Here is an 11,982-nt window from a genome sequence, read left to right as displayed (position 1 = left end):
TGCATCGTCCATACCGACTACATTCCCACAATGTCCACAACGCATTGCTCAGATAGCCAATGCCCACCATATAATGGTGCTTTGCACAGATGCTCCCACCAACAAGGAACCCCTATAAACTCTGCCGTGCTGGTTATTGATGTACAAACCGTATTGTTTGACCCACAGCCGCAACCCTTTGAGCGCGACCAAGTCATTAGCCGCATTAACCAGGTTAGCGAGTGGGCCCATGGTGCAGGCGTGGCCGTCATTTTTGTTCAGCACGAAAAACCTGACAGCGTTCTTGCTTATGGCAGCGACGGCTGGTCGCTGCAAAGTGAGCTGAAAGTAACGCCACATGATCACCTCATTCGCAAGCAAACGCCGGACTCTTTTTTACATACGGATCTGGATGAACTGCTTAAGCAACAGCAAATCAAACACTTGATTGTGTGCGGCTACGCCAGTGAATTTTGCATTGATACCAGTGTGCGAAGTGCGGCGGCATTGGGATACGACATTACCTTGCTGGCCGATGCCCATACCACGCATGATAAAGAGCATGCCAATGCCGAGCTGATTCGACAGCATGAAAATATCACGCTACCCCATCTCACCAGCTTTGGTAGAAATATAACAGCCATGACTACCGAGCAATTTTTGATACAAATGACGACCCATTTGGAGCGAGCACAATGATTGTTGTTTATGGCATAGACTCTCAGCTCGAACCGGTTAAACAAGCACTGTCGGATACCATTCATGCGTGTATGGGCGAGGTGCTAGGCTTGCCTGACAACAAGCGCGCACAACGATTTATTGGTCTAGGGCCTGTTAACACTATTTTGATCACGCTGTTATGAGCTAAAAACCCCTCAATCAAGGCGCGAAGATGGATGTTTAACGAGTTAAATGAAGGATGAGCAACACAGATTGATGGATTTTCAGCCATACCCCGAAGGGCTGGAGTCCGTTCTTCCCTGAGTAGCGTTATTCGTTGCTTATTTAACCTGTTAAACCACGCTCCTCATGCCTGACTCAAGAAAGAACTGACTTCCAGCAGCAAAGAGCTAAATAGTGCTAACAGGCCCAAGATGAAAAGCAGCTTTTTTTACCCAGTGGATCGCAGCCAAGCCTACACTGTTATTAAAATTAATATGATGGCGGGTCGTAAACCAGAGACCATAAAGAAGCTCATTAAAACCTTGTTCACACAGATCGAGCGTAATATTGGTATAGCTCCGATCGACATTGAAATCACCTTCAAGGAACAGCCCGATTACTGCTGGGGATTTCGCGGCATGATAGGGGATGAAGCCAAGGATTTATCCTATTCGGTTAAAGTCTAAAACAGTACCACCAGCGTCAACGGTTTAGCCCTTTAAAACAGAGCTAAGCCGTTAGAACTCTAATTAGATCCAGCGCCTGACCTTTGCTTTGTAGTGCTTAAAATCGTCTGCAAACATCGCCTCCAGGCGTTGCTCCTCAAATTTGATGTACCAGCGGTCCACAACGACAACAAATACGGCGGTGATAACAAAAGAGCTCAGCGCAGCACCCGTCAATAACGCTGCCCCAAACATGGAGATTGCAAAGCCTAGGTACATGGGGTTGCGGCTGAAGCGAAAGACTCCGTCTGTCACCAAGACATCTGGATCATTGAAAGTCATGATATTGGTGCGTCTGCGTCGAAATAGATTCTTGCCCGTCACCGCCAGTGTTAAGCCTATAAGAAGTGGGGCAAACCCAATTAAGTTAACTGGAAACGCCAGGTTATGCGGCGACCCTGACCAGTAGCCAATCAGGCTCATACTGATCAGTAGCAGCACAAACAGGTGTGGGGGTAGTAGTCGTTTCATAATAAGCCTCCGTTAGGGGCTTACAACTTAACAATGCTTAACTGTGCCGACCTTAACTTAAGTTAAGCCCATATCCCTGCGAATGCGTGATAAAGCAACATCCGTAATACCAATAAACATCGCCACTTGTCGCAATGGAATCTGCTCAGCTTCGTCAGCAAAGTCCTGCAAAAATGCCTCATAGCGCTGTCGCGCCGACATGGTCAACAGCGCCGCCTCGCGTTTCTCTTTTTTAATCGCCAATTGCTCATATAAGCGACGCACGAAGGTAGACCAAACAGGCTGACAGTCAGCCAAATTGACCAAGTCCGCATAGCGAATCGCCGCTGTGGTACAGGGGGTAATGGTCTGGCAAGAAAACGGGCTGGGTACACCTTGAACCAAAGTGCTTACACTGGCAAAAGCACCACCAAAACGAACCAACGACTTATTGCGCTCAAGACCATTTGCCAATAAATAGTAATAGCGCCCCACGCCGCTCAGTAGGAAATACACAGTATCAACCTGCTCTCCTTGGTTGAACAAGGACTGACCAGCACGCCAGTGCTGGTACTGAAACAGTGGCAAACTCTCCAGCAACAACTCTATATCGCTGCTCCTGTCGATATAGATTGCAAATAAACGGCGCAATGATTGCTGATAGTCTATTGGGTCCATCATGGCTCCACAGTAAGATGTACCTTCCATGGTAAACACCTTATCTCAACTTTATGATGCTATGTACTCGAATCACCCTGCGATATCTACGCCATTGGCTACTCGCCGCACTGGTGCTCACGCCTTTGGCTGTGGCCGAGGTTGACTTGGTCTGGGTCGATAAATCAGAACGGCTTTTATACCTGATGCAAGGTGACACCGTAGTTAAGCAGTATGACATCGCTCTTGGCGGCAACCCGCAAGGTCACAAACAACAAGAAGGTGACCAACGCACTCCCGAGGGGCGTTACACTCTCGACTACAAAAAAGAAGACTCGTCTTTTTATCGTGCCATGCATGTTAGTTATCCAAATAAGTTAGATACGGAAAACGCTCACCAGATGGGCGTTTCGCCAGGCGGTTTTATCATGGTTCATGGCCAGCGCAATGGTCTAGGATGGCTCGCCCCACTGATGCAACAGTTTGATTGGACCGATGGCTGTATTGCCCTTACCAACAGCGACATGGACGAGTTTATGTCACTGGTAAACACAGGGACCGAGATTCAGATTGACTGGTAACAGGTCGTAGAAACCTCAGAATCAAAAAATGACGAAACTAAGATCAACACCCCAAGTCCTCAAACTGACACTGACTAGCGCTTTGATGGTGCTGGCGATCAGCAGTCATGCAGAAATCACCAGCACCTGTTATGGCAAAACCCATAATGGCAGGCTGGAACAAGGAAAGATGCTGCCGGCAGATGGCGACAACTTTGAAGGCTATAGCCTGATCGCTCGTATGGCTGGGCGCACCTACGTTCATTCCGACGTTTACAACATAGTCGTCGGCGCATACCAACAGTTAAATGCCAATCATCCTGACAAACGATTCAAATACGCCGAAACGGGTTTTCAGCAAGGTGGCGAATTTAAACCGCATAAAACCCACCGCAACGGCTTGTCGGTGGATTTTATGACACCGGTGATGGATGGCGATGGTCGATCCGTTCACTTGCCTACCCACCCGTTAAATAAATTTGGCTACGACATCGAGTTTGATAATCAGGGGCGCTTTGACGGCCTGCGCATCGATTATGATGCGCAGGCCGCGCATCTGATGGCATTGCATCAGCAGGCCACAGCTCAGGGCCACGATATATGGCGGGTGATTTTCGACCCTGAGCTGCAGCCCAAGTTATTTGAAACCGAACACGGTGCGTACCTTCAGCAGCATATTCAGTTTTCAAAAAAACGCTCCTGGGTTCGTCACGATGAACACTACCATGTTGACTTTGATGTTCCCTGCAAGCACCAATAACATGTACAGAAACACCATTTAAATGGCCGTCTTTGTTGATCTTATATTGAACTTCGACCATCGAGTAGTGCAAAGGGTACCGTAGCCAGATGCAGAGCTGAGAAAGTTATTAAACTGGCTTCACCACACAGCCAAGATAAACCCAAACGTTGATAAATATCGACGCTTCATTCAGGTTAACTAGCGACCAAAACTCAGACGATAAGGCGAGTCGACCTGTGTAGCTTTCTTCATTGACCACTTGTTGCAGCGTGTGAACCACCTCGTCGACGACGATATAGTAGTGAACAATCAAATCACACAACGACAACAACGCAGGCATAGCCTACAGAGCACATCATCTTCAACTGTCGGCCTGAGCAAGACATTCGCTACAGAACCGCTGTACTCACTGGATCTATTGGAATAACTACAGCTGGACAATGTGATTGAGGTATGTCGCCAAAGCCAAACCTTGGCCAAGGCAAGTCGTAGGCAATTCAACGTGAACAGCGAGCAAAAGCCTCTATTAACGACTCGCATAGAACTAATCTCTAGTTAAATAAGCATAGGGTGAATTTCATAACCATTACAAAGCCAATCTAGCTCGCTCCTTGGTCTGAGTAGCAACTCGCCGAGTTAAAATCGCCACCCACTAATAGAAGCTATAAACGTTCATCATATGGCATCATGACTAATCATTAGACTATCAATAAAAACCCCGAGGAAAGGCTTGATATTACTATTGATAAAATTAATCATAGAAAACAGAATACCACTCCAACCACTGATAATGGATCTATCAAATGAACAAAAAAACTCTATCAATATTTGTTGCAGCAGCTCTTTCATCGTCCTTTGCAGTCGCAAACACAGCAGACTTAGAGCCAGCAGCACCAACTAACCTGGAACAACCTCAAGTTGCCTCTACTATTGTCACCAGTCTAATTATTGACGCAGCCAAGTCCGCTGTAAAGGGAAAGCTAAAATCTGTATTTTCTCAGGCATTATTCGGATCAGGTAATACACAGTTGCAAAGGGAAGTGGTATTGAGCCAAGAGTCTCTAGATGCAATAAAGAATATCATTCAAAATAGCTCAGCTAAGGAGCAGGTCGCTGACTATCAGAGCAAGCTTGCTACTTTAAAGAGCCTGGTCGTAGATTATCATTCCACGTTTAACAATATTTCTTCGGCAGAGCGAAGAGTAAAGCATAACTCTCTCAACTTTGCTTCGCTATTGCTGATAAATCACCCACTATTTAACGATAACTATTATAAACCCCATAGCCACAAAGTAGTTAAGGCCTATACCATTGCTGTCAGCCTAAGAATTGCAATACTAGCCGAGCGATTGGTTAATGGTGATTTAGAAGGAAACATAGACTATATAAACCATCTCCAGAGCGATCTCGACCAAAAGTTGTCTAGGGTCGGAGAAGACAGCGATTCTTACATTAAAAGAAACATTCATATAACATCAGATACCGTTTGCGGACTAGATGGCATGTCTATCAACAGCCCCAAGATAGTGCGATGCAACGATCCTATAAAACGCTACACCATCACCAATGGCTTTGATGATCGTAAAATCATAACGCCGTTAGGATATAAGCATGCAGAAAGTGTACGTCTGAGATGGCTGAGTGAGTACCAGAAAAAATTTAAGGGGGAAGGTTTCGATCAAACATTGGCAGGATTGAGAAGTCCTATCACTTACTAGAGATCTCTCTAAACTCTTATCACCAGTAATCAATGGCTGAGCTGTCAGCCATTGATTGAGTGAAATATAATATTTATAGCTCGCTATTATTGATACTCGATACATCAAAAATCCCACTCGATGACTCCAATGCCGCAGCAGATGACACAGAATGGCTAAACCCGGAGAAGTGTCCAGAGCTGATTATAAAATCAGCTGCTTCACTAGTACTAGTCACAGCCAATCCAGTCCCACTTTGGCTTGTTAACAAGCTGTTTTTTTCATAGGTTGATACGTACCGATACTGCCCCGGCTGCAAAGTGAATTCACTCACTTCGATGCCATCTTGTCGTACCACACCCAACGCCGCCAAGCGACCAACTTTATCTGCAATCGCTGCAATGCGAGGCGTAGACAGCTCGTCGTGCTCGTAATCCATTGCTAACAGCACAGAGGCCAAGGCATCGCGCAGGCGCATACCAGATTGCAGCTTTTCGAATATCGGGTCTGCATGAGTACCATTGCCCACCACGGCATAGCGCTGATCATGACGCAAGCAGTTATAGCTAATAAACGGATTGGTATAGATATCTTGCTGGTGGCCCTCGGCTGGCAAAACCGCCAAAGCATCATTTAGCTCACTAATAACGCGGTTAGGATAAGAGCGCGATGATACCCGATACATCACACACAGTTTTTCATTTTCTGTTAACCCGACACTGACAATTCGGCCAATATACATTTTCACTCCAAAATATTATCTGTTTAAGGTCATTAGAAAAATTAATCTTGACATGATTTAATTCTCTTTAGCTTATGCCACTTCTGCAGCACCTAACCCGTTAATTTTTCGATAGTATCGCTGGAAGCAACGCTTCAGTACAATCCTTAGCTGTGGTCACTGAGTAGGCAAGCCCTTAGAGCAGACACGCTCAACAAAAGCTGACTTACGACGCTTAGGATTGTAGGTGATTTGACCAGAGAACAGCGTCTCTATACCAAACGGTGCTGTCTTCTCAGTGGTGCTTTCTGCATTCAATCGAACACCCAGCGCTGTTTCTTTTTCTGTCCAGTAATTCATTGCATGCACAGCACTGTGATAAATTTGATCGCCATTGCGCAAATGCATGATCGCTTGATTGCCTACTTGTCAGTTCAGCTTAGACCTACAGGTTTTCAACTGTGTTTCATATACGAGAGATGCATCGGCGCTAATCTCAGGACGATCAACATAGATAACGACAGCATCATTTAGCGCAGTTAACACATTGAAGTCATGCTGTGAATCCCAAACTAGGTAACGAACAAACTCAGCTGCGATATAGCAGCCTGTAGATAAAGCGCAGTGACAGCATGCAATGCCGCCACTCGCTGCCTATCAGACTGAAGTAATTGCTCGATCCGCTTCATAGCAGAGTGGCTTCATCACAAAGCTTGGATTGCGAAAGGTATGCGATAGCGATACCAGTAGCAATCGAAAATCAACATCGGAAATGTTGAATTGCTTTGATTTATGATAGGGAGGTTTATCCATGCATGCCGTTGAGCCTTTCGTTGGCTTCCCACAGGGCCACGCGGTTAGAGTCAAATTTTAATCGCTCACTGGCTTGCTGAAAGCTGCACCAAACCAACTCGGTATGCTCATTAGACAATTGCGGCTCTGCCGATACCTGAACAGAAAAAGAATACTCCGGTACCACAAACGGATGATCACGCCAGTTCTCGTGACCGGCATAGTATATTTTGGGCAGCATGCACATGGCGTCCAACGGCTGCCACTGACTGCCAACCAATCCAGCTTCCTCTTTTAGCTCCCGCTTCGCTGCATCAAGCGCAGACTCTGCCCCTTCCCCCCCACCTGAAATGGCTTGCCAAATACCATTGTCGCTTCTTTTGCCGATTAAAAACTTTGGTCCATCTGAAGTTAACTGATAGGGAAATACCAAGACTTGAAATGGTGCTCTCATGAATTTTCCTTTATTTAGATGTCAATTTTGATGGCAATATACCAACTTCAAGGAAGCATTTTGTGTAAAAGCTGGCATACAGTAGATAGCTATAGAGAGGCGCACCGCAAGGTATGTCAGGCTTTTCAACGATTACCGAAAGTGTCAATCGCCATGACACCTTATCCACTTCCCGGTACTCTTTCATCATCCATAGAAGCCAGCATCACCGAGTCACCATGAACCTTATATTTCGCCCTGCGACCCAAGACGATATTCCAGCCCTACTGCAGTTAGAGCAAGCCGTGATCGAGGCCGAACGACCATTTAACCCACAAATCAAGCACTCTGGCGCTTGGTACTATGATTTACCGACGTTAATAACGCAGGACGACAGTCTGCTATTGGTCGCAGAGCACGCAGATCAGGTGATTGCTACCGGCTATGTGCAAATACGCGATACCAAGCCTGCACTCGATTACCGTCAGCATGGCTATTTGGGTTTTATGTACGTAGCGGAAGAATGTCGTGGCCAAGGCATCAATCAACAGTTGATGCAGCATTTAATAGCCTGGGCACAGGAGCGAGGGGTGAGCGACTTTCATTTGGATGTGTATGCTGGCAATGACGCTGCCATTCGCGCTTATGAAAAAGCGGGATTTCAGCCCCGCTTAATACAGATGACACTGCACCCCGAGTAATTTACTCAGGCGCTTGCTGGGCAGCATCTTCCTGCGCCAGCTGTTGCAACGCTTCGGCGTAATACTCGTCAAACTTATGAAACTCGTTGCTGTTATGGCCGCAGCAGCGGATTTCCCCAGAGTCAATGTGATACACCCAGCCGTGTAGTTGAATTTTTTGTGTGGCCAATTTGGCCGCGACAATGGGGTGAGTTTTAATATGTTGCACTTGTTGCAGCACATTTTCTTCGATGGCTTCATCCAGGTGACAGTCGTCGATGCGATGCCCAGCTGGTAGCTGGTGGCGCTCACGTACAATTTCCATCGCCGAGCGGGTATGACTGAGCCACTCTTTTACGTGTGGCAAGCCTTCCACTGACGCCATATCCAATGCGCCTTTGACTGCACCACAGTCGGTATGGCCGCAAATAATAATGTGGCGCACCCCCAACACAGCCACAGCGTACTCAATGGACGCCGTCATACCACCGGTTTCATTACTGTGAGGGGGAATAATATTGCCAGCATTACGGCAGATAAACAGCCTACCTGGAGCGGAGCCGGTAAGCATATTGGGGTCGATGCGCGAATCGGAGCAAGTAATAAACAGCACATTGGGGTGCTGCCCCTCTGCCAGGGTGCCGAACAAATCCTTGTTTTGTGGATAGACGTCCTGGCGAAAGTGCATGACGCCGCGAATAACCCGTTCCAAATGACTGCCCTCTTGCGCTGATGTTGTGACCAGAATACGCGAAAACCGCGTTCAGCCCCACCATGGCGGTGGTCAATGGCGACGATTAACAACTGTGCCCTGGTTTCAGTAACCAAGGTCAAGGGCACCTCTGAATAACTCAGCACAGCCCTGCGCGAGTGCAGCAGGTGTTCAGAACAAGGCGGCAATGGCAGGAAATGGCTAGAAGCTGTTTCACAACTTCTTTAGCACGATCATCATGCAGGCGGCGTGAAAGAAGGCTCGATACATTGAGAGCTTTCTTTCCCATCGAACCACTAATCGCCGATAATTTCCAAGCCAAGCAAAAGTGCGCTCTACTTTCCAGCGACGGTCGTACCTTCTCAGCTTTCTACCATCTTGCAGCGGCGCTTTTCTCCTGTTTCGACGATGTGGACAAATGAGATCAACGCCCCGTTTCTTTAACGCCATTCGCAGAGGATCAGAGTCTGCCGCTTTATCGTAAATCAAACGCTTCACCTTGCTCTTGCCATAGGAAACATTTAACAAAGCCTCAATCAGATTGACCTCCGCCGGTGACGCTGAGCCAAGTGTCAGCCCGATTGGAATGCCTTCGCCATCGACGACTATCATCCACTTCGACCCCTTACCACGCTTGGTTTTTCCAACACCGAGGCCCCTTTTTTTGCGGGTGCAAAACTACCATCAGAAAACGATTCTTCCCAATTTAACCGCGACTGTTGATCCAGAACGCGAAGAAGCTTACGCCAGGCTTTGACCCATGCACCTTGCTCTTCCCAGTACTGAAGGCGGCGCCAGCAGGTACTCGGTGAAGGATAGCGCTCGGGTAGATCACGCCAGCGCGCACCTGAACGTAAGACCCATAAAATGCCCTCGAAACAGGCTCGATTGCTGATAGGTTTGGGACCCCCTTTGCCACGAGGCAGGCTGGGTAAACAAGGCTCAATGTGTGCCCACTGTTGGTCGGTCAGTTCTGAGGTTGAACGTTTCATGGTGGAGGAGTTGAAGCTGATAGTTTTGATTATTATATCGGACTGAAGGTTATGAAACAGCTTCTAGCCCTGTTCAACAACGCCAACGACGTTATGGACACCTGCCGCCCGCGCCCAAAGGGGTCGCCAGAGAACTTCAGCTCGGTGTCGCCGATTTTTGCTGTAGCTGGCTAGAGCGGCAAACCGGCTTCGTGATCTGGAGCCCTCTGGTGATCCGGAGCGGGCACCGAATTATTCAGAGGTGCCCTAGCTAGCCAAGATAGAGCAGCCCACTAGAAACAAAGGGAGCCGCAGCCCCCTTTGTCCAAGTTGCCTAACCCCCTTAACCTAAGCTCCGAGGGCTTTATGGCGTGTGTGATAGCACTACTCGATTTCGACCAGCACCTCGCCCGGAGTCACCCGATCGCCCTTCTCCACATACACGGCGACGACTTTGCCGTCGATATTGGCGTGCACTTCGGTTTCCATTTTCATCGCTTCGGTAATCAATACCGCTTGGCCTGCGCTTACACTGTCGCCCACGGCCACCAGCACATCGACAATATTGCCTGGCATGGCTGCCGTCACATGGCCAGGCTCAGAGGCACGTTTGCGCCCGCTGGCGCCTTCGGCCACGTATTCGTTGAGCGACTCGACCATGACTTCTTCTGGCATGCCATCCAGCGACAAATACAATTTGCGTTTGCCACTTTGTGTGGTGCCAGCGCCGGTAATGGCAATTTCGTACTGTTCGCCATGCACATCCACCAAGAACTCGGTAGAAATGGCATCCACTGGGCGGCCACCGGCACTGGCTGGCGGCTCCAGTGGCTCAGGCTGCAAAGTGCCATCGGCGCGCTGCTGCAAAAAGTCGCGGCCCAAATCTGGAAACATGGCAAAAGTCAGCACGTCTTCTTCACTGGTCGCCAGTTCGCCAATTTCTTTGCGCAATTTATCCAGCTCCGGGCTCAGGGCGTCGGCTGGGCGCGCATCGGAATAAGGCTCATTGCCAATGGCTTTTTTCTGCAAGGCGGCGTCTACCTCCGCCGGTGGTTTGCCATAACCGCCTTTTAAATAGCGCTTCACCTCGTTGGTAATGGTTTTATAGCGCTCGCCAGAGAGCACGTTATACACCGCCTGAGTGCCAACAATTTGCGACGTCGGCGTGACCAGCGGCGGATAGCCCAAGTCTTTGCGCACGCGGGGAATTTCATCAAATACTTCGCGAATGCGATCGAGGGCATTTTGCTCTTTTAATTGATTGGCCAGGTTGGACATCATGCCGCCGGGTACTTGATTAATCTGCACCGATACGTCCTCACGGGTGAATTCGCTTTCGAACTGGTGGTATTTTTTACGCACTTCACGGAAATAGTCGGCAATTTCGCTCAGCAGTTCTAAATCCAGCCCGGTATCAAAGGGCGTATCACGAAATGCCGCCACCAGAGATTCCGTCGATGCATGGCTGGTACCGCCAGCAAAAGAGGAAATGGCGGTATCAATGCGATCGGCACCCGCTTCTACCGCTTTCATTTGGCACAAACCACCCAAGCCGGCCGTGGCGTGGCTGTGAATCACCAACGGCAAATCCACCGCGCCTTTAATGGCTTTGACAATGTCGTAAGACGCAAACGGCGTCAGCAAACCGGCCATGTCTTTAATGGTGAGCGAATCGGCGCCCATATCGCGCAGGTCTTTGGCCTGCTGAATATACATCTCAGTGGTGTGCACCGGGCTGGTGGTGTAGCAAATGGTACCTTGGGCATGCTTACCGGCGTCTTTTACCGCTTTCATCGCCACTTCGAGGTTACGCAAATCATTCAATGCATCGAACACCCGAAAAACATCGATGCCATTTTCAGCCGATTTATGCACAAAAGCCTTCACCACGTCGTCGGCATAATGGCGATAACCCAGCAAATTCTGACCGCGCAATAGCATTTGCAAGCGCGTATTCGGTAGTGCGGCACGCAATTGGCGCAAGCGCTGCCACGGGTCTTCTTTTAAATAGCGCACACAGGCATCAAAGGTGGCACCGCCCCAGGCTTCCAGCGACCAATAACCAACACGGTCGAGTTTTTCGCAAATGGGCAGCATGTCTTCGGTGCGCATGCGAGTGGCAATCAGAGATTGGTGCGCATCACGCAAAATCAAATCTGTGACTTCAATCGGCTTGTTTTTCACACTCATGGTCTCTCTC

At 48.5% G+C, this 11,982-nt stretch carries 15 protein-coding genes and 2 pseudogenes; 7 read left to right on the top strand and 10 right to left on the bottom strand.

What is annotated here, in order from left to right; all coding sequences use genetic code 11:
• Positions 1-126 precede the first annotated feature (126 nt).
• Both CHH28_RS06745 and CHH28_RS06740 read left to right on the top strand, forming a co-directional pair.
• Entirely contained in the window at positions 127-678 is a 552-nt protein-coding gene (locus CHH28_RS06745) for a cysteine hydrolase family protein (RefSeq protein WP_199244020.1), read from the top strand.
• 395 nt (positions 679-1,073) lie between these two features.
• Positions 1,074-1,328, top strand: a complete 255-nt coding sequence (locus CHH28_RS06740) for a tautomerase family protein (RefSeq protein ID WP_094059589.1) — start codon at positions 1,074-1,076, stop codon at positions 1,326-1,328.
• 63 nt (positions 1,329-1,391) lie between these two features.
• Here CHH28_RS06740 and CHH28_RS06735 read toward each other — a convergent pair whose 3' ends face one another.
• Entirely contained in the window at positions 1,392-1,838 is a 447-nt protein-coding gene (locus CHH28_RS06735; protein ID WP_094059588.1) for a methyltransferase family protein, read from the bottom strand.
• Positions 1,839-1,895: 57 nt separating this feature from the next.
• Positions 1,896-2,525 (bottom strand): Crp/Fnr family transcriptional regulator, encoded by a 630-nt coding sequence (locus CHH28_RS06730; RefSeq protein ID WP_233243780.1) that lies wholly within the window; start codon positions 2,523-2,525, stop codon positions 1,896-1,898.
• Between the two features lie 23 nt (positions 2,526-2,548).
• On the opposite strand from CHH28_RS06730, the gene CHH28_RS06725 reads away from it, so the two are divergent.
• Positions 2,549-3,055: a L,D-transpeptidase family protein gene (locus tag CHH28_RS06725; protein WP_233243778.1), complete on the top strand. Its 507-nt coding sequence runs from the start codon at positions 2,549-2,551 to the stop codon at positions 3,053-3,055.
• A gap of 28 nt (positions 3,056-3,083) precedes the next feature.
• Positions 3,084-3,794, top strand: coding sequence for a penicillin-insensitive murein endopeptidase (locus CHH28_RS06720; RefSeq protein WP_199244019.1), 711 nt, complete (start codon positions 3,084-3,086; stop codon positions 3,792-3,794).
• A 109-nt stretch (positions 3,795-3,903) separates the two neighbouring features.
• Here the strand turns inward: CHH28_RS06720 and CHH28_RS06715 are convergent, their stop codons facing one another.
• Complete coding sequence (locus tag CHH28_RS06715) at positions 3,904-4,116, bottom strand: hypothetical protein (RefSeq protein WP_094059585.1); 213 nt, start codon at positions 4,114-4,116, stop codon at positions 3,904-3,906.
• Positions 4,117-4,579: 463 nt separating this feature from the next.
• On the opposite strand from CHH28_RS06715, the gene CHH28_RS06710 reads away from it, so the two are divergent.
• Positions 4,580-5,494, top strand: a complete 915-nt coding sequence (locus tag CHH28_RS06710; protein WP_094059584.1) for a hypothetical protein — start codon at positions 4,580-4,582, stop codon at positions 5,492-5,494.
• Between the two features lie 73 nt (positions 5,495-5,567).
• Here the strand turns inward: CHH28_RS06710 and CHH28_RS06705 are convergent, their stop codons facing one another.
• The 3 genes and pseudogenes from CHH28_RS06705 to CHH28_RS06695 all read right to left on the bottom strand — a co-directional run bounded on the left by CHH28_RS06705 (position 5,568) and on the right by CHH28_RS06695 (position 7,440).
• On the bottom strand, positions 5,568-6,215 hold the full coding sequence (locus CHH28_RS06705; protein WP_094059583.1) for an IMP cyclohydrolase: 648 nt from the start codon (positions 6,213-6,215) through the stop codon (positions 5,568-5,570).
• A 156-nt stretch (positions 6,216-6,371) separates the two neighbouring features.
• A pseudogene (locus tag CHH28_RS20155) lies at positions 6,372-6,794 on the bottom strand (nucleotidyltransferase family protein).
• 205 nt (positions 6,795-6,999) lie between these two features.
• Positions 7,000-7,440 carry an NUDIX hydrolase gene (locus CHH28_RS06695; protein WP_094059582.1) on the bottom strand — a complete coding sequence of 147 codons (441 nt, stop codon included), beginning with the start codon at positions 7,438-7,440 and terminating at the stop codon, positions 7,000-7,002.
• 218 nt (positions 7,441-7,658) lie between these two features.
• Between CHH28_RS06695 and CHH28_RS06690 the strand changes: the two genes are divergently transcribed.
• Positions 7,659-8,120 (top strand): GNAT family N-acetyltransferase, encoded by a 462-nt coding sequence (locus CHH28_RS06690; RefSeq protein ID WP_094059581.1) that lies wholly within the window; start codon positions 7,659-7,661, stop codon positions 8,118-8,120.
• A 1-nt stretch (position 8,121) separates the two neighbouring features.
• Here CHH28_RS06690 and CHH28_RS06685 read toward each other — a convergent pair whose 3' ends face one another.
• The 3 genes and pseudogenes from CHH28_RS06685 to CHH28_RS20555 form a co-directional block, all read right to left on the bottom strand.
• Positions 8,122-8,811: a carbonic anhydrase gene (locus CHH28_RS06685; RefSeq protein WP_094059580.1), complete on the bottom strand. Its 690-nt coding sequence runs from the start codon at positions 8,809-8,811 to the stop codon at positions 8,122-8,124.
• A gap of 213 nt (positions 8,812-9,024) precedes the next feature.
• Positions 9,025-9,453 (bottom strand): annotated as a pseudogene (locus tag CHH28_RS06680) (IS5 family transposase); the annotation flags it as partial.
• On the bottom strand, positions 9,420-9,803 hold the full coding sequence (locus CHH28_RS20555) for a transposase (RefSeq protein WP_094058567.1): 384 nt from the start codon (positions 9,801-9,803) through the stop codon (positions 9,420-9,422). The pseudogene CHH28_RS06680 and the gene CHH28_RS20555, both read right to left, overlap by 34 nt.
• Before the next feature lie 51 nt (positions 9,804-9,854).
• Here CHH28_RS20555 and CHH28_RS20350 point away from each other — a divergent pair, with 51 nt between their 5' ends.
• Positions 9,855-9,977 carry a hypothetical protein gene (locus CHH28_RS20350; RefSeq protein ID WP_269843682.1) on the top strand — a complete coding sequence of 41 codons (123 nt, stop codon included), beginning with the start codon at positions 9,855-9,857 and terminating at the stop codon, positions 9,975-9,977.
• Positions 9,978-10,166: 189 nt separating this feature from the next.
• Here the strand turns inward: CHH28_RS20350 and oadA are convergent, their stop codons facing one another.
• Positions 10,167-11,972: a sodium-extruding oxaloacetate decarboxylase subunit alpha gene (gene oadA / locus CHH28_RS06670; RefSeq protein WP_094059579.1), complete on the bottom strand. Its 1,806-nt coding sequence runs from the start codon at positions 11,970-11,972 to the stop codon at positions 10,167-10,169.
• Positions 11,973-11,982 lie beyond the last annotated feature (10 nt).

This window comes from Bacterioplanes sanyensis, from assembly GCF_002237535.1.
Lineage (GTDB): Bacteria > Pseudomonadota > Gammaproteobacteria > Pseudomonadales > Oceanobacteraceae > Bacterioplanes > Bacterioplanes sanyensis_A.
The sequence above is the reverse complement of the archived record's forward strand: the minus strand, read 5'-3'. Positions and strand labels throughout refer to the sequence as shown.